This window comes from Hymenobacter segetis (assembly GCF_054776495.1).
The window spans coordinates 2,317,111-2,332,894 of the sequence record NZ_BAAHBV010000001.1 but is presented as its reverse complement, the minus strand read 5'-3'; the positions used below and the strand labels follow the sequence as shown (position 1 = coordinate 2,332,894).

Annotated in this window: 14 protein-coding genes; 5 read left to right on the top strand and 9 right to left on the bottom strand. The window is 59.1% G+C overall.

What is annotated here, in order from left to right; genetic code table 11:
- Positions 1-13: 13 nt before the first annotated feature.
- Together ACYU70_RS09720 and ACYU70_RS09715 are read right to left on the bottom strand one after the other, a co-directional pair.
- Positions 14-376 (bottom strand): glyoxalase superfamily protein, encoded by a 363-nt coding sequence (locus ACYU70_RS09720; protein WP_342296983.1) that lies wholly within the window; start codon positions 374-376, stop codon positions 14-16.
- A gap of 164 nt (positions 377-540) precedes the next feature.
- Entirely contained in the window at positions 541-1,188 is a 648-nt protein-coding gene (locus ACYU70_RS09715) for a zinc ribbon domain-containing protein (protein WP_342296984.1), read from the bottom strand.
- A 147-nt stretch (positions 1,189-1,335) separates the two neighbouring features.
- On the opposite strand from ACYU70_RS09715, the gene ACYU70_RS09710 reads away from it, so the two are divergent.
- Entirely contained in the window at positions 1,336-2,502 is a 1,167-nt protein-coding gene (locus tag ACYU70_RS09710) for an acyltransferase family protein (protein ID WP_342296985.1), read from the top strand.
- Positions 2,503-2,593: 91 nt separating this feature from the next.
- Here ACYU70_RS09710 and ACYU70_RS09705 read toward each other — a convergent pair whose 3' ends face one another.
- The 4 genes from ACYU70_RS09705 to ACYU70_RS09690 all read right to left on the bottom strand — a co-directional run bounded on the left by ACYU70_RS09705 (position 2,594) and on the right by ACYU70_RS09690 (position 6,264).
- Complete coding sequence (locus ACYU70_RS09705) at positions 2,594-3,193, bottom strand: hypothetical protein (protein ID WP_342296986.1); 600 nt, start codon at positions 3,191-3,193, stop codon at positions 2,594-2,596.
- A 213-nt stretch (positions 3,194-3,406) separates the two neighbouring features.
- Positions 3,407-4,096 carry a spondin domain-containing protein gene (locus ACYU70_RS09700; protein ID WP_342296987.1) on the bottom strand — a complete coding sequence of 230 codons (690 nt, stop codon included), beginning with the start codon at positions 4,094-4,096 and terminating at the stop codon, positions 3,407-3,409.
- Between the two features lie 24 nt (positions 4,097-4,120).
- Positions 4,121-4,729, bottom strand: a complete 609-nt coding sequence (locus ACYU70_RS09695) for a peroxiredoxin-like family protein (RefSeq protein ID WP_342296989.1) — start codon at positions 4,727-4,729, stop codon at positions 4,121-4,123.
- A gap of 203 nt (positions 4,730-4,932) precedes the next feature.
- A complete protein-coding gene (locus tag ACYU70_RS09690; RefSeq protein ID WP_342296991.1) occupies positions 4,933-6,264 on the bottom strand; it encodes a glycoside hydrolase family 28 protein in 1,332 nt (443 codons plus the stop codon).
- Between the two features lie 348 nt (positions 6,265-6,612).
- Between ACYU70_RS09690 and ACYU70_RS09685 the strand changes: the two genes are divergently transcribed.
- From ACYU70_RS09685 to ACYU70_RS09675, 3 genes are all read left to right on the top strand, one after another.
- Positions 6,613-9,006 (top strand): RCC1 domain-containing protein, encoded by a 2,394-nt coding sequence (locus ACYU70_RS09685; protein ID WP_342301303.1) that lies wholly within the window; start codon positions 6,613-6,615, stop codon positions 9,004-9,006.
- 272 nt (positions 9,007-9,278) lie between these two features.
- Positions 9,279-10,322, top strand: a complete 1,044-nt coding sequence (locus tag ACYU70_RS09680) for a hypothetical protein (RefSeq protein ID WP_342301305.1) — start codon at positions 9,279-9,281, stop codon at positions 10,320-10,322.
- Positions 10,300-11,637, top strand: a complete 1,338-nt coding sequence (locus tag ACYU70_RS09675; protein WP_342301308.1) for a hypothetical protein — start codon at positions 10,300-10,302, stop codon at positions 11,635-11,637. The genes ACYU70_RS09680 and ACYU70_RS09675 overlap by 23 nt, the downstream gene beginning before the upstream one ends.
- Before the next feature lie 124 nt (positions 11,638-11,761).
- Here ACYU70_RS09675 and ACYU70_RS09670 read toward each other — a convergent pair whose 3' ends face one another.
- The 3 genes from ACYU70_RS09670 to ACYU70_RS09660 form a co-directional block, all read right to left on the bottom strand.
- Positions 11,762-12,415, bottom strand: a complete 654-nt coding sequence (locus ACYU70_RS09670; protein WP_342301310.1) for an NAD-dependent epimerase/dehydratase family protein — start codon at positions 12,413-12,415, stop codon at positions 11,762-11,764.
- 124 nt (positions 12,416-12,539) lie between these two features.
- Positions 12,540-13,004, bottom strand: coding sequence for a transposase (locus ACYU70_RS09665; protein WP_342301312.1), 465 nt, complete (start codon positions 13,002-13,004; stop codon positions 12,540-12,542).
- A 106-nt stretch (positions 13,005-13,110) separates the two neighbouring features.
- Positions 13,111-13,947, bottom strand: coding sequence for a CvfB family protein (locus tag ACYU70_RS09660; protein ID WP_342301313.1), 837 nt, complete (start codon positions 13,945-13,947; stop codon positions 13,111-13,113).
- Between the two features lie 238 nt (positions 13,948-14,185).
- On the opposite strand from ACYU70_RS09660, the gene ACYU70_RS09655 reads away from it, so the two are divergent.
- Positions 14,186-15,643, top strand: a complete 1,458-nt coding sequence (locus tag ACYU70_RS09655) for an OmpA family protein (RefSeq protein WP_342301314.1) — start codon at positions 14,186-14,188, stop codon at positions 15,641-15,643.
- The last annotated feature ends 141 nt before the right edge of the window (positions 15,644-15,784 follow it).

Below are 15,784 nucleotides of genomic sequence, written 5' to 3'. Positions count from 1 at the left end.
TCGCGCCGCGCCGCTACCGGCGCTCCACGAAGGTGAGGCGGTTGTGGAACGGGTCGATAACCGTCATTTCCAGCGCCGTGGGGTCGTAGAAGGGGATGTCCAAGCCGGGCTTGTTGTGCTTGTACTGCCGGGCCAGCAGCTGCGCGTGGTAGGCCGTGAGGTGCGCAAAATCATCGATGAATACCCGCGCCCCCGGCGCGCAGTCGCCGTGGTGCTCGGAGAGGTGCAGCGTCACATCCTCCCGCGTGATTTGCAGGTAGCCGGGGCTGCCCTCCGGCCGGTGCTCCCAGTCGATGCGGAAGCCCAGCCAGTCGAGGTAAAACTCGATGGCTTTGGCGTAATCGAAAATGCGGAGGATGGGCTTGACGGTGGCCATGGGTTTGGGGATAGGGGATTGGGGGAGCGAAGAAAAGCGTCATGCTGAGCGAAGTCGAAGCATCTCTACCGCAATAGTAAATCCTTTCGATTGGATTGCGTTGCGTGGTAGAGATGCTTCGACTCCGCTCAGCATGACCGTCTTTTTTCTCACTGTTCAGTCCACTACCCTGCCTTCGTGCCGCAGCTGGGGCAAAATTTCTGCTCGGGCTTCAGGGCCTCGCCGCAGCTGGTGCAGTGGCGGGGCTGGGTTTGGGCGGCGGTGGCGGTGCCGCAGCTGGGGCAAAACTTCTGGCCGGGTGCCAGCTTGGTCTGGCAGTTGGGGCACTGGATGAGAGTGTCGCGGTTCAGGAAATCGAGGTTTTTGGTATAGTCCTGGGCGCGGGTCTGGGTGCGGATTTGCTCGCGGGTGGCCTGGGCCTGCTGAGCGCGGAGCTCCTCCTGCTCGTCGGGGGCGCAGTCTTCGCAGAGGCCGGCGCTGTGGTTCCAGCAGGCATCGGGGCACACCCAGTGGCCGCAGCGGGTGCATTGCTTGAACTGCTGCTTGCCCTCGGCCACGGCCGCTTCTAGGGCCTTGTCGTGCGAGGTGCCCCCCACGGCCCGCTGAATCTCATAGGCCGCGTTTTCCACCCCGCCCAGCCCGCCGAACAGGCTGCTGGCGGCATTGAGCAGGCTGCCCGCAATGCCGATGGCATTCGGCTGAAACCGCGACATGTAGCCGTTGCGGCACTTGTCGCAATGGAATTTGAACTGGAAGCCCTTGTCGGTGGAAAGGTCGTCGTAGTTGGCTACGAATTGTATCAGGGAGCTCATGGCGCAGCGGGGAGAGGTGATGGGTAAAAGTAGCGTCAAATGCCAATACGAGGATGCCGCAAGGGTGCCGCCCGGCTTCGGCACCTCATGGCGGGGGCCGTGGGGCCGGTTACTTTTGAGGCAAACCGGTCGGCCCGGCCCTTCATTATGATGACAAACGAGCTTTCGGCTCCGGCCCAGGGTACCCGCCTGCCCGGCCTCGACCACCTGCGGGCCCTGGCCATTGGCCTGGTGCTGCTGTTTCATTACCGCATTTTCCCGCATCCCGAGTGGCTGAACACGGCCGGGCAGTTTGGCTGGACCGGCGTCGATTTATTCTTCGTGCTGAGCGGCTACCTCATTGCCTCGCAGCTGTTTCGGGAGCTGGCGCGGCGGGGCCGGCTTTCGCTGGCCACCTACTTCATCAAGCGCACGTTTCGTATTCTGCCGGCCTATTGGGCGGTGCTGGCGCTGTATTTCCTCGTCCCGGCTTTCCGGGAGCGGGAGGCGCTGCCGCCGCTGTGGAAATTCCTCACCTTCACCCAGAATTTTGGGCTGGATTTGGCACGGGGCGGCACGTTTTCGCACGCATGGTCGCTGTGCGTAGAGGAGCAGTTCTACCTGCTGCTGCCGCTGGGGCTGCTGGCCCTGGCCCCCGGCCGCCGCGGCAAATGGGCGGCCGCAACCCTGCCCGCGCTGGTGGTTCTGGGCTTCGGGGCACGGCTGCTGAGCTGGTACGGGGCGGTTGCGCCCCAGCTCAATACCGAGCACGTGACTCTGGTGTGGTACAAGTACATGTATTATCCCACCTACAACCGGCTCGATGGGCTGCTGGTGGGCATTGCCATTGCGGCGCTGTTCCACTTCCGGCCGCAGGCGGCAGCCCGGCTGGCCCGCCACGGCAACGGGCTGGGGCTGCTGGGCCTGGCGGTGCTGGCCGGGGCGTTCTGGGTGTGCCGCGAGCCGCAGGCGTTCGGGGCGTCCATTTTTGGGTTTCCGCTGGTGGCGCTGGGGTATGGGCTGCTAGTGGTGGCGGCCATCAGCCCGGGCAGCGTGCTGTATGGCACGGCGTCGCGCATATCGGCGCGGGTGGCGGCGCTGTCGTTTGCCATTTACCTCACGCATAAGGGCATTATTCATCTCACGCAGGCGTGGTTTTCAGCGTACGGTATTGGGCTGGAGAGCAATGCCATGATGGGGCTGTGCCTGGCCACGGTGCTGGCCGGCGCGTGGCTGCTGAATGTGGCGGTGGAAAAGCCGTTTCTGAAGCTGCGCCAGTGGCTGCTGGCACGGCGGCGCGCCGTGGCTCTGCCGGTTCTGGCAGGGGCGGAGTAGCCGTGCTGCTGGCCGTTGTTCTACAAAAAAAGGCCCCATCAGTTGCTGATGGGGCCTTTTCAGTAATGCGTTGCACCTGATGGCGCGAGCCTTAGAACGTGAAGCGTAGGCTCACGGCCGCGTCGTTGTAGAAGCCGGTGTAGCCGTGGAATACCTCGAAGAAAGGCTTGTAATCGACGCCCACCACGAAGGGCAGGTCGGGTAGCTTGTATTCGAGGCCCAGAATGAGGTCGGCCCCGACGGCGATGTAGGTGTTTTCGTCGTAGTAGTAGCCGCCTTTGTTGCCTTTGAGGAAGTACACGTCGCCGTTGCGGCCGTTGTAGTAGAACCGGTCATCGGCGAAGTAGTAGCGGCCCTGGTAGGCCCCGGCGTGGAAGCCCGCGCCGTAGTAAAACTGCAGGCCCTTGGCATCGGCTATACCGATGTGCTTCTCGCCGAGGATGGTGAGACGGCCGCCGTGCGCTTTGTATTCCGTCGTGAGCAGGCCTTCGATGGCCACGCCTTTGCCGCTGCCCAGAAAGTGCTTCAGCGTGAGGCCCGAGGACCAGCCGCCGCCGCGCAGGCCCAGGCCCGTGCTATAGCCCGAACCGCTGCTGCTGCCGCCACCGCTGCTTTTTTTCTTCGATTGGGCATTGGCTGCCAAGCCGGGCAGCAGGAGCAATAGGAAGGCCGTAAGACGTAAATAATTCATGGGAAAACACTGTATGCGAATGATGGAATTTGGACAAAAGTAAGCGGTAGGCCGGGAAGTACGCCGTGGCTCGGGCGCGTTCCCGCCGCTGCTGCTCCTCGCAACAGGGTATTGCCAGGCTTGGCCCGGGATGAATGGGCTGCCGGCCGGGGTGGTCGACAGCAGGCCGCCGCCAGTGAATTGGTGGGAAAATATCGGCTGAAAAAGAGCGGATTATTTGATGCGCTCCAGGAGCCAGGTGCCCAGCGGCGGGCCGTCGGGCGCGGAGCCGCTGGTGGGCGGTAGCAGCAGCGGGGCCACCACGCCGGCCGGCAGCGTGGCCTGGTCGGGGGCGGTGAAGGTGGGGCCGCTGTCGGTGCCGGCGTCGTAGGCACGGGCGGACACCCGGCGCAGGGCCACCCATTGGCCATCGGCGTCGAGCAGGGTTTCGTCTTCCAGCGCCACAAACCAGTCCGGGCTGGGCGCAATCATCGTGACGAGGCTCAGGCGGGGGTGGGCGGCGTCTAGGCGAATGGTATCGGCCACCGTACCCGGCGAATTGATGACGCGCCCCTCCAGCGTGCGGAAGGCTGCGCCGCTGCTTTGCAGGGCCATTATTTCGGTTCGCAGCGCGGTGTTGTTGCCGCGCTCAGCCATGTTTTTGATGCCGGTGCTGGCCGGCTGGCCGGACCGGAACAGGAGGCCATCGGCCCGATGTGAAGCCCCGATGACGGACGAAAAATGCGCCCCCGCCGGGAAATTGGCGTGGGTGTCGGCGCTCCAGGTGGCTTCGAACGTGACGCGGTAGAGTGCCGGGCCAATGGCTGGCGCAGGCGGCTGCTCTTCCGAATCGGCATTCTTAGAGCAGGCTGCCAGCCCGAACAAAACGGCCCATAGGCCCAGGCGATGGAGTGAACGAGGCATGGCACGAATGAATTAAGAGTGGAGTTACAGCGCCTGCGCCACCTGCCGCACACTGGCGCGGTGGCGGTAGTCGGCATCGAAGTAGGCAAACTTGATTTTGCCATCCTGGCCGATGACGTAGGTGGCGGGCACGGGCAGGATGTTTTGGTCGAGCCCATTGGCCTGCTTCAGGTTGATGCCGTAGCGCAGGTATTTTTTTGCCGTGGCATCGTCCACCACGAAGGCGGTTTTGTAGGCCTTCATGATGGTCAAATCCCGGTCATGTACGATGGGGAAAGAGGCCTTGGTTTTGGCCACCGTCTGGGTGATGTTGGCCGGGGTTTCGGGGGTAACAACCACTACTTGGGCGCCTTTGGCCGTGAGCACCTGCAACGAATCCTGGAGCTGGCTTAGCTCTTTGTTGCAGTATGGGCACCACTGCCCGCGATAGAAATACAGCACCACCGGCCCCTTTTTCAGGAGCTGGCGCAGCTCTACGGGCCGCCCGGCGGCATCCTGGCCTTTAAAAGCGGGCGCAACGGTGCCCACCGCGAGGGCTGAGGCCGTGAGCGGCGGGGCCGGGGCGGTTTGGGCCAGCGCCGGGGCGGCAAGCAGCAGCAGCAGCACGCCGGCAAGATTCGAAAAGGTGTTCATGGGCTGGGAAGCGTAGCGAATAGTTGCGGTGCCAGACGCACGCCCATTATTACCCTTACACCCAATTCCGTCTTTTTTAAATCGACCTCGGTGCGGGAAAACCCCTGCTCCCGAGCTCGCCATCCAAATTGCGGAGAGCAACAAAAAGCCTCACCAGATGCTGGCAAGGCTTTTTGTTGTTTTAGGCGAGGTAAAGTGTGGTATTAGTCCGGCTTCAGGGGCGTAGCGGCCGGGGCGGCCTGCGCGGCTGGCGAGGCTTTCAGGGGCGCGCCGTTGAGGGTGACGTTTTCAAATTTCACGTCGGGGTATTTGTTCGGGAAGGCGGCATTATCGGCGGTGGCGGTCACGTCTTTGAAGGTGATATTGGACACCTTATCGGTGGGGTTGCCATTCAGTACCGCGAACTGTTTGCACTTCACGTTGACGTTGGAGATGCGGATGTTGCGGATGGTGCCGAAGGGCTTTTCGGTGCTGCCGGCCATGTTGAAAAACTGCATCCAGGGCGAGAGGGTGACGATGGTGCCGCACTTGCCGGTGATGTTTTCGATGGTGATGTTTTCGTAGAGCTGGTAGGTGTCGGGGCGCATTTTGAAGAGCAGGATGGGGCGCTCATTATCGACTTTGCAGTTGCGCATGGTGATGCGATTGGCGTGGATGCACTCGCTGCCGCAGGTGAGGGCGGCGTGGACTTCGCCGAAGGTGCAGTTTTCGACCAGCACGTCTTCGATGGGGCCGTTTTCGGGGAGCTTCTGGGCGGTGGGGCCTTTGCCGCCCTTCATGCAGATGCCGTCGTCGTTCACGGACACGTAGCAGTTGCGGATGGTGACTTTGCTGCACACGTCGATGTCGACGCCGTCGGTGCTGGGGGCCTTCACGGGGCGGAAGGGCGAGCGGATGTCGCAGCCGTCCATCAGCACGTTGGTGCACTGGTAGAGGTGGGTGGTCCAGAAGCCGGAGTTGTGCAGCTTCACGTTTTTGATGGTCACTTTGTCACAGCCCCAGATGAAGAGCAGGCGGGGGCGGTGCACCTCCAGGTTGGTGGAGGGCTTGTGGGCTTTGGCCATGGAGTCGCGGTGCGCCCAGAAGGTTTTCCAGAATTGCAGGCCGTTGCCGTCGATGGTGCCGGGGCCGGTGATGGTGAAGCCGTTTACCTTGGTGGCGTTGACGAGGGCGGCGTAGTAATCGAGCTTTTGGCCCTCCATGCGGGAGGGGATGAGGGGGTAGTCGGCAATGTTATCGGAGCCTTTGAGCTTGCCGCCGGCCAGCACGCGCAGGTGGGTGTTGGGCTTGAAAAACAGCGCCCCGCTCAGGAAAACGCCCTTTGGAACCACCACGGTGCCCCCGCCGGCGGCGCTGGCCTTGTCGATGACCTTCTGAATGGCCTGGGTGTTGAGCCGGGTGCTGTCGAGGCTGGCCCCGAACTGGGTGATGACGTAGTCTTTGGGGACGGCGGGCTTTTTGGGGGGCGTGGCGACGTGGAAGGGCAGCGAGAAAGTGGCCAGCCACATGGTCAGCAGCGCAAGAAGGAGTTTCATAGGGCGGGAAAATTGGTTGAGGCCGTAAAGAAGCAGCGCGCTTCCGGCGGCACTGTTCTGTAGTTACCTGACCGGGGGCGGATGGATGGCGCGGGCCTGTGGCCCATGCCATCCGGGTAACCCAAGCTGCTGAAGAAACAGCCACCGGACACGAACCCGCCAGCAGCTGTCGGGGACGTCGGCAGAGCTTTTTTGGTGGTGTAATAGGCTTGGGGCATGCGGTGAAAGCAAGAACACCCACAACGGCCCGCCAGATACAGGAGCCTGTTATATTTGGCATGCCCGGCAATCAGTCTACTTAACCACCGTTTGGCCTGTCCCGCTTCTTCTTTTCCAACCCATCCACTTATGTCGATTTCTAAGTTTCCGCTGTGGGCTGTTCTCAGCCTATGGTTTCTTGCCGTGGCCGCTCAGGCGCAAACCCAGCCCCAGCGCATTGCGGCGGGCAGCGCGCACACCGCTTCTATTCATCCCGATGGAACCCTATGGACCTGGGGAACCAATACCTACGGCCAGCTCGGTGATGGAACAACCATTGACGAGACGGCCCCCGGCCAGGTAGGCACGGATACCAACTGGCAGGTGGTGGCGGCGGGCGACCAATTCACTGCTGCTATCCGGACCGACGGCTCCCTCTGGACCTGGGGCAACAACAACACCGGCCAACTAGGCAATGGCTACGCCAACTATAACCAGACGCAGCCCGCCCAAGTGGGTACCGATGCCTGGCAAAGCATTAGTGCTGGTAGTAACCATGCCACGGCCATCCGGACCGATGGCACCCTCTGGACCTGGGGAGACAACCAATACGGCCAGCTGGGGGATGGCACCACGCTTGGGCAAAATGCCCCCGTGCAGATAGGAACGGCCACTTGGCGCAGTGTTTCGGCTGGCACATACAATACCGCCGCTATTCGCAGCGATGGCACGCTCTGGGCCTGGGGCAGCACCCTGCTCTTGCCTGGCGCTTCTACCAGTCCCGTGCAGATAGGCACGGCCACTACCTGGCAAAGTATATCCGTAGGCAATGGCCATGCGGTGGCCATCCGAACCGACGGCACCCTGTGGGCCTGGGGCGATAATAGCCAGGGCCAGCTGGGAAATGGGACAACTTCCCGCCAGGTAGTGCCCGTGCAGATAGGCACGGCCTCGACCTGGCAAAGCGTAGCCGCGGGCACCAACCACACCGTGGCCACCCGCACCGATGGCACCCTGTGGGCCTGGGGCGATAATACCTATGGCCAGCTCGGGGATGGGACGACCAACCGCCGCCTAGCACCCGTGCAGGTAGGCAGCTTGTCGGGCTGGACGGCCGTTGATGCCGGGAATAATTATACTGTTGCCTTGCGGGCCGACAATACGTTCTGGGCCTGGGGCGATAACACGAGTGGCCAGCTCGGCAACAACGCCGGCGTGCAGACATCGCCCATTCAGGTGGCGCCGCCCAGTACCTGGCGCGCCATTGCGGCCGGCAGCAATTACTCGGTGGGCATCCGGATGGATGGCACCCTCTGGGCCTGGGGCGATAACCTGAACGGCCGGCTCGGCGATGGCACCACCACCAACCACGATGCGCCGGTGCAAATAGGGGCCGCAACCTGGCAGAGCATCAGCGCGAGCACCAACTTCACCCTGGCCATTCGCACCGACGGCACCCTGTGGGCGTGGGGCGATAACACCGAAGGCCAGCTCGGCAATGGCACGAGGGTCAACCAGCGCACGCCCGTCCAAATTGGTACGGCCAGCACCTGGCAGAGCATTAGCGCGGGCGGCCGCCACGCCGTGGCTATCCGCACCGATGGGACGCTGTGGGCCTGGGGCAACAACCAGAGCGGCCAGCTCGGCCTTGGGGCTGTGTCCGCGCAAAATGCGCCCGTGCAGGTTGGCAGCGGCACCACCTGGCAAAGCGTGAGTGCGAGCGGGGACCACACGGCCGCCGTTCGTGCGGACGGTACCCTTTGGGCCTGGGGCAGCAATTACGCCGGCCAGCTGGGCGACGGCACCACCACCAACCAAGATGCTCCGGTGCAAATAGGTACCGCTACCACCTGGCGAAGCGTAACCGCTGGCTACATCTTCACCCTGGCCCTGCGCACCAACGGCACCCTCTGGGCCTGGGGCAACAACAGCTACGGCCAGCTGGGCAACCGCACGTATATTTCCCAAACCGCCCCCGTGCAGGTTGGTACCGTATCGACCTGGCAAAGCGTGAATGCAGGCGGTTACGGGGCAGCGGCCATTCGGACCGATGGCTCTCTCTGGACCTGGGGCAATAATGGCCTTGGGCAACTCGGCAACGGCACTACCACCACTACGAATACCCCCGTGCAAGTGGGTACCGGGGCTACCTGGCAGCGCGTAGACGCCGGTGGAAACCACATGCTGGCCATCCGGACCGATAACCTGCTCTGGGCCTGGGGCTGGAACAGCAGTGGCCAGCTCGCGCAGCCCGTGGATAACCCCACCCCCCTATACATTCCTTCGGGTGGCACGCCCTTGGCTACGGTGGCCAACACCGCCCTGGGAAGCTGGCAGCTCGTGCCCAATCCCGCGCAAGGCCGCGTACGGCTGCAAGGACTGACTACAAAACTGGTGGCGGTAAAGGTATTCGATGCGCAGGGCCGTTTGGTCCGGAACGCTACCACCCCTGATATCGTGCTGACGGGCCTCGCCCCCGGGCTTTATCTGCTCCGGGCCACTACGGAAGGCACCACCCGCACCCTGCGGCTGGCGGTTGAGTAAGGAAGCCTGCTCAAGCCGATAGCGCGCTTCCAGGGCTACACCAAGCTCATCCTCCTCGGCGGGGGCGGGGCCAAAGGCGATACCACCGCGAAGAAGGACGCCTAAGCCGCGACAAGAAACAGAAAGCCCCGCCAGTAGCTGACGGGGCTTTTTGTTGAGTCAAAAAGAAGGGATAGTACTGCCTTATTATAAGCGCTGTTGATGTAATATTGCTGCTATATCTTGCCTTGTTTAAAATTGTGGATAGTACAGGGTTAACACAGACCATCAGAATGAACAATTTAGTTGAATCACTCAGAAAAGCAGTACAAGGAGAAATAGGACGCTTCTTGTATAATGAGAAGTTTCATGTACATGAGCAAATTGAAGAAGCTCTTCTTATTACCATAGATGAAATATCTGAGTACTACGAAGAAGGTCAATTGCTTTTTCCGGAGGTTCTAGTTGTGAATAACTTCAAGTTGTTAATGCAACTTATTCCTCATGAAGAAATTAAAATTGGCAAAGCGCCCATAGCTTCTAATAACTTCAAATTGGCAATTAAGCAATGTGCGCCTCTATGTAAGGATGGATGGGTTATGTACATTAACCTTGAAGAAGATGAAATGATATATGGCTTGGTGTCTGCTGAATTAAGTTCAAATAGTCTTACTCTATTAGACCAACTTAAAACACTGTCGGCTCCTGAAATCGTCTATTGTACTGCTTATATACGCAGAAATACAGCAACCTCAGTCGAGGTTCAAGGAAGAAAGAATAATATAATTGTTGAGTTCTCATTGAAACAGCCACTTGAAACTGAGGTGAATCATGTTAATGTGCTAGCTAATAATATTGCTGTTAAATCAGAAAATATTGACCAATTGAACATGTTATATCATATCAATAGACTAATATCTGATGCTGTGAGAAGTGGACATGGTAATTTAATAGGTGTTATAGATGAATCGACTGAGTCTTTGACGAATTTGCGTGGAAAAATACCAGAGGGCATTTATCTAGAGGAGCCAATTGATATATGTGAAATGATAAAGGTTCTGCACGAAGAAAAGTCAAGTCAATCAGACTTTAAACTTAGATTGTATGTTAGTGCTGTGAAATCAATGTTGAACAATGACGGTATTACTGTCTTTAATAACAAGGCTCAGCTTGTAGGATACCATTTGTTGATTCCAAGCATACATGGTGCTGGAGATACTTCGGCTAATAGGGAAGGTGCGGGAACAAGAAGTAAAGCATTCGATACGATGAAATCATCAGGGATATTTATTTCAGGCTTTTTTAAATCACAAGATGGAAGAGAAAAATCATTCTAGTGTTTCGCCGCCTTGGACGGGTGGGAGTGGCATTGTAATTCCTAGAAACGCCAAGACTGCGAATCAAATCGTTGTTTTAGCAAATGCGCTTACTCCTAAACAACAGGAAAATGTTATTAAGGCAGTAAAAAACGAGTCGTATGAAATGGCTGCGGAATTTGTATGGAAACGTTCAATATCACGTCTTCAGTCAATTCTGTATAGCCTTGGTATGAACTTTATAGGCGAAATGCTTAATCGTTCCGATATTGACACAGGTAGTGTTATAGAAAACGAACTAACCGAATTCTCAACACTAAAACTTGCAGAACAATTAGGTATATTCAATTCTACCGGTGCGTTCAGGCTTAAGCAGTCTTTAGAAATAATAAACCATTTTGTTAGACTGGGTAATGCTGAGGATGGTGAAAGTGAAGAGGAAGAATTGTCCTATCTTGATGCATTAAATATTGTAAAAAATTGCGTGCAGTATGTCCTAGGGCAGCAGAATATTACTGTGGCAATTGAGTTTTCAAGATTCAGAGATAGACTTCTTTCCGAAACATTGACCACAGAAGACTCTCAGGTACAACAGTTGATAGGTTCTCCTGCGTTTTATCTTAGTACGACTATTACCATTCTGCTTTCTTCTATAAAAGAGCCTAAAGGTGCAACGGTTACTCATGCATTGAGTAACCTGAATTCTTTAATTAAAGCAATGTGGAAAAACCTGCCTGAAAAGGATAAATTCAGGCTAGGAAGTATTTACAGAGATACCATAGCCGACGGGAATACTAGTATATCCAACGGGATTCGTCTTGCATTGCTCAAGGTCCAGGGATTTGACTATGTGCCAGAAACACTTAAGTCTGCAACCTTTTCTAAAGTTGCAAAACAAATTGTCGATACGCACTTTAGTCACAACAACTTTTATAATGAATACCCCTTGGTTAAAAACTTAGCTAACCTAGGGACATCTATACCTAAAGACGCTTTCTTAGATTGCATACAGGCATACCTCTGTGTTTATATAGGTAATAGGTATGGTTATGCAAGGGATGCTGCTCCGGTAGCATATGAACAGCTTATTAAAATTCCTATCGTACGTTGGGAGTATTATATCGACAAGGTTCTTAAAGACGATGATATAATACTGTACAAACTTTATGAAGAGAATTCTTCACGCAGGTTTGTGGAGCTTTATCACACGCTCAAACTTAATGTAGCACCAGGTACGAATAAATATATGGCAAGTCTATTAAGGAGCATAAATAACAGGTCTTACGAAGGGGTCAAAAGAGCTGCTGAAACAATTATAAAAAACAAAGAAGTATAACTCTTTGCCGTAGCTTGAAGCAGCAAAAAGCCTCGCCAGTGTCTGGCGAGGCTTTTTGCTGCTTCAAGCTACGGCGCGGCTACTCCGGCACCGGGCGTTTCACCACGGGGCGGGTGGGGGTGGGCTAGCGCGGCGCCAGCTCTTCCGACGAATGCACGCGGGTACCGCCGCCATCTTCCTCGGCGGCTCGGAGCATGGCGGCGGCCACCGTGGCCCCCGTCACGGGCCGATACTTCAGCAGCGGGCCGCGTAGCAGGGGGCGCAGCAGCCGCAGCACCACCGCCCCCAGGCGCTCGCCCAGGCGGGGCGCGGCCCGCTCGCCCAGCAGCAGCGAGGGCCGGAAAATATGGATGGCCCGGAAGGGCGTCTGGCGCACGGCGGCTTCCATCTCGCCCTTCACCCGGCTGTAGTAGATGGCGCTGTCGGCATCGGCCCCCATGCTGGATACCACCATGAACTGCGAGGCAAAATTGCCGGCCGCCAGCGCCGCCAGCTGCACCACGTACAGGAAATCGACCTTGAAAAACGCTTCCTTCGAGCCCGCCTGCTTCATGGTGGTGCCCAGGCAGCAAAACACGTCGTCGGCGATGAGCTTGAGGCGCACCTCGTCCAGCCGGTCCAGCTCCGTGACCACCTGCACCAGCTTGGGGTGGATGGTGGGCACGGCCTTGCGCCCCACCACAATCACCTTGGCGTAGCGCTCCGAAGCCAGCAGCAGCGGCAGCAGCTGCGAACCAATGAGGCCCGTGGCCCCGGCGAGTAAAGCGGTTTTTTGCATAGGGTGCGGTGGGGATGCTGTATGGTGTAGGGTGCGGGGCTTGCCCCCGCCCGTCGTTGAACGAAATCGTCTACGCCATCTCAGCGATTCCGTTCAACGTCCGGGCGGGGGCAAGCCCCGCACCCTACCAGCGGCTGGGGTTATCGAGAATGTATTTGCGGTAGCCTTCCAGTTCGCTCGCGTTGCGGATGATGTGCTCGTAATAATCGCGCTGCCAGCACGAAGCCGGAACTGGTTGCCCATCCGCTAGCAATTGCTTGCGCCATTTTGCATAGCAGCGTGATTTAAAACTACCAACCACTGTGCTCACATGCACTGCTTGGTTGCGGGTCAGAACTAGAATGCAGTGCAGATGATTGGGCATCACCATCCACGTATCCAGCCGCACGGTTGGGAAATGGGTTGGTATGGCGGCCAATTCTGATAATACCAATTGGCCCAAAGCCGAAGGTTGAAGCGGTTCTTCTGGCGTTAAGACACCGAACAAATGCGCTTTGTCGCGGGCGCAGATGGTGAGAGCGTAGTAGCCCGCCATGCTGTAGTCATAGCCATTATAGCGGATGCTGCGGCGCTGGGGAGTCGGTTCCATTGTAGGGTGCGGGGCTTGTCCCCGCCCGTCGTTGAACGGTGTCTCCGAAATATAAGGGGCTGTTCAACGATTCCGTTCAACGACGGGCGGGGGCAAGCCCCGCACCCTACTTCAATATGGTCGCCTCCGGCTCCAGCAGCACCAGGCCCTGGCGGAACAAGGCCCCCAGCGCCTTTTTGAATACCTTTTTGCTCATGCCCACGCGGCGGTACACGTCCTCGGCCAGGCTCTTGTCGCCCAGGGGCAGGCGGCCGCCTGGTGCGGCTTTGATGGCTTTGAGCAGCGTATCCGTGGCCGATTCTACTTCGCCGTAGCCTTCCTTTTGCAGGCGCACGTCGAGCTTGCCATCGGCGCGCACCTGGCGGAGGAAGCCGGTCAGCTGCTCGCCCAGGCGCAGGGGGCGGAATACTTCGTTGTGAAACAGCAGCCCCTGGTGCGTGCCATTCACGATGACGGGGTAGCCCAGCTCGGTTTCGTCGGCCACCATGAGGCGCACCTCGTCGCCGGGCTCGCCCCGGAAAGGCTCCTGGCTCAGGAACTGCTTCCACTTGGTGGAGGCCACGAGGCGGTCGCTTTCCTCGTCGAGGTACACGTACACGAACACCCGCTCGCCGGGGCGCAGGTCGCGCCGCTGGTTGCGGAAGGGCAGGAGCAGGTCTTTTTCCAGGCCCCACTCCAGGAACGCGCCGGCCGGGCCGTGGTCCTTCACCGTGAGGCCGGCGTAGGAGTTCACCAGCGCCAGGGGGCGCAGGTTGGTGGCAATGAGGCGGTCCTCCGAGTCGCGGTACACGAACACGCGCACGATGTCGCCCACGCGGGTGCCGGCTTCCACGTACTTTTCGGGGAGCAGCAGGTCGCCGTCGTCGGAGGTGAGGTAGAGGCCGATGCTGGTTTCGCGGGCTACTTCGAGGTCGTTGTAATCGCCGAGGAGGAGGCTGGCCATTCGTCTGAGAGTTATTAGTGAGGGTACAAAGGTCGGGCGAAAATGCTGACGTCAGAACAGCGTAGGGGCGGGGCTTGCCCCCGCCCCTACGCTGTTCGACCCCGAATCCGCTTAAAAGGCATTACCTCATCCATAACCTTCTATCACCTGCTAAGTATAGCACATTGGCTATGTGTGTGACCCGGCGCTTCGCCATGACTTGCCATCGGGTCAATACTTCACTCCAAACCCCATTCGCATGAGACGTTTTCTAACTCCGTTGCTAGTCGTGGGAATACTGCTAATGGCGGCCCCGCGTGGCTACACCCAAACCGCCGACCGCAAAACGGCCATCAGCCTCTTCGGCAGCGCTTCCCAGTACAAGGGTAGCCTGGGCGAAGATTTCTGGAAGTGGGACCGCAACCGCTACGGCGGGGGCATTGGCATCAACCGCTACCTCACCCCGGGCCTCGACCTGGGCCTGCAAGGCAGCTTCGTGAAGCTCGAAGGCTCCCAAAGCGCGGCCACCAATTTCAGCACCAAGGTAACCAGCGTGAACCTGGCCCTGAAACTGAAGCTCAATAACGGCTGGGCCATCAAGGAGGATGCCGTGGTGCAGCCCTACCTGCTGGCCTCGCCGGGCCTGGCCTTCACCAACCGCACCGGCGTGGTGCGCGGCGTTTCCGTCAATGACAAGGCCACCTACTTCGACCTGTTCGGGGCGGCCGGCATCAACTTCCAGGTCAGCGAAGGCCTGGGGATTTTCATCCAGACCGGCCAGCACATTCCCCTGAACGCGAATTTCGACGGCGAGCCCATCCGCGACGCCGACAAGTTCGATGACCGGTACCTCCAGCACACCGTGGGCGTTACCATTGCCCTCGGCAAGCCCAAAGACACCGATGGCGACGGCGTGCCCGACCGCAAAGACAAGTGTCCCAACACGCCCGCCGGCGTGGCCGTGGACCTCACCGGCTGCCCCCTCGACGGCGATGCCGACGGCGTGCCCGACTACCAGGACAAGTGCCCCACCGAGAAAGGCCTCGCCACCCTGCAGGGCTGCCCCGACCGTGACGGCGACGGCGTGGCCGACGGCGACGACGCCTGCCCCGACCAGCCCGGCACGCCCGCCCTGCGCGGCTGCCCCGACACCGACGGCGACGGCATTCCCGACAACGTGGACAAGTGCCCCGGCACTGCCGCCGGCACCCAGGTAGACGCCAGTGGCTGCCCCGTAGTGCTCGACCAGGACAAGGACGGCGTGCTCGACCCCGCCGATAAGTGCCCCGACACCCCGGCAGGTACCCGCGTTGACTCCGTAGGCTGCCCGCTGGCCATCGACCCCGGCACGCTGAAGCTGCAATCGCCCATCCGGTTCCGGACCAACAGCACGATTATCGAGCGCAGCTCCTATCCCAAGGCCAACAGCATCGCGGCCGCCATGAAAGCCCACCCGGACTATCAGCTCCGCATCATCGGCCACGCCGACAGCCGCGGCACCGATGAGTACAACCAGGCCCTGTCCCTGCGCCGCGCCGAAGCCGTGAAAAGCTACTTCACCAAGAAGGGTGTCGAATCCGAGCGCGTGATAACCGAAGGCCGGGGCGAAAGCGAGCCCGTGGCCCCGAACACCACGAAGGCCGGCATGTCGAAAAACCGGCGGGTCGAATTCAAATTCGAGTACACCCCTGCGCCCGCAACCACGCCGCAGCCCTGATAAGGACGGTTTGATAGAATGAAAAAAGCGCCTCACCGCATTGGTGGGGCGCTTTTTTTAATAGCTTTCTTAAAGCGGTTTCATTGTCTGAATGTAGGGGCGGGGCCTGCCCCCGCCCATTCGTTCGCCTCGTTGCAACGA

Excerpts from the sequence above, each read along its gene's own strand:
- ACYU70_RS09720 (WP_342296983.1), bottom strand. The coding sequence starts at position 376 with ATGGCCACCGTCAAGCCCATCCTCCGCATTTTCGATTACGCCAAAGCC.
- ACYU70_RS09715 (WP_342296984.1), bottom strand. The coding sequence starts at position 1,188 with ATGAGCTCCCTGATACAATTCGTAGCCAACTACGACGACCTTTCCACC.
- ACYU70_RS09710 (WP_342296985.1), top strand. The coding sequence starts at position 1,336 with ATGATGACAAACGAGCTTTCGGCTCCGGCCCAGGGTACCCGCCTGCCC.
- ACYU70_RS09705 (WP_342296986.1), bottom strand. The coding sequence starts at position 3,193 with ATGAATTATTTACGTCTTACGGCCTTCCTATTGCTCCTGCTGCCCGGC.
- ACYU70_RS09700 (WP_342296987.1), bottom strand. The coding sequence starts at position 4,096 with ATGCCTCGTTCACTCCATCGCCTGGGCCTATGGGCCGTTTTGTTCGGG.
- ACYU70_RS09695 (WP_342296989.1), bottom strand. The coding sequence starts at position 4,729 with ATGAACACCTTTTCGAATCTTGCCGGCGTGCTGCTGCTGCTGCTTGCC.
- ACYU70_RS09690 (WP_342296991.1), bottom strand. The coding sequence starts at position 6,264 with ATGAAACTCCTTCTTGCGCTGCTGACCATGTGGCTGGCCACTTTCTCG.
- ACYU70_RS09685 (WP_342301303.1), top strand. The coding sequence starts at position 6,613 with ATGTCGATTTCTAAGTTTCCGCTGTGGGCTGTTCTCAGCCTATGGTTT.
- ACYU70_RS09680 (WP_342301305.1), top strand. The coding sequence starts at position 9,279 with ATGAACAATTTAGTTGAATCACTCAGAAAAGCAGTACAAGGAGAAATA.
- ACYU70_RS09675 (WP_342301308.1), top strand. The coding sequence starts at position 10,300 with ATGGAAGAGAAAAATCATTCTAGTGTTTCGCCGCCTTGGACGGGTGGG.
- ACYU70_RS09670 (WP_342301310.1), bottom strand. The coding sequence starts at position 12,415 with ATGCAAAAAACCGCTTTACTCGCCGGGGCCACGGGCCTCATTGGTTCG.
- ACYU70_RS09665 (WP_342301312.1), bottom strand. The coding sequence starts at position 13,004 with ATGGAACCGACTCCCCAGCGCCGCAGCATCCGCTATAATGGCTATGAC.
- ACYU70_RS09660 (WP_342301313.1), bottom strand. The coding sequence starts at position 13,947 with ATGGCCAGCCTCCTCCTCGGCGATTACAACGACCTCGAAGTAGCCCGC.
- ACYU70_RS09655 (WP_342301314.1), top strand. The coding sequence starts at position 14,186 with ATGAGACGTTTTCTAACTCCGTTGCTAGTCGTGGGAATACTGCTAATG.